We start from the raw sequence: 533 nt of genomic DNA on the forward strand, positions 1-533 counted from the left end.
GTCGGGCGCCCCGATCGGGCGGAATCAGCCCCTGCTCTGTCAGCATCACCACGTGTGCCTGGCTGGCCCGCACCATGGCCGGGAAGAGGTGCCCGACGTGGTGGTCGTAGGTGGGACGCAGGTGGTGTCGCTGGTACGTGGTCAGGGCGGGCGTGCTCAGGGTGGAGATCCTTACTTGTTCCAGGCCGTGGCGGGGCTCGCGCCCCCTCGCGCGGGGTCGCCGGTCAGCGGTCGCCGAGCAGGCGTTCGGCGTTGCCGGCGAAGATCGCGCGCAGGTGGTCGTCGGGCATGCCCAGCTCACGGCAGATGCGCAGTTGGTCGTCGAGGTAGCGGGTCACGTACCCGCGCGGGAACCAGGACGAGTCGCTGCCGAACACGATCCGGTGCGGGCCGATGGTCTCGTAGCAGCGCCGGAACAGCTCCTCCAGCGTCAGCTTGTACGGCATCCAGCGCACCCACTGGTTCGACCCCGAGGTGTCGACGTGGATGTTCGGGCAGCCCCAGGCGGCGAAGAGCAGGTCCTGCACGTGCTG

Annotated in this window: 1 protein-coding gene; it reads right to left on the reverse strand. The window is 69.6% G+C overall.

All coding sequences use genetic code 11. The features are described from left to right. Positions 1-224 precede the first annotated feature (224 nt). On the reverse strand, positions 225-533 hold a 309-nt coding region (locus SM447_RS29910), incomplete at its 5' end, for an amidohydrolase family protein (RefSeq protein WP_474576211.1).

Source organism: Micromonospora aridisoli (assembly GCF_056150025.1).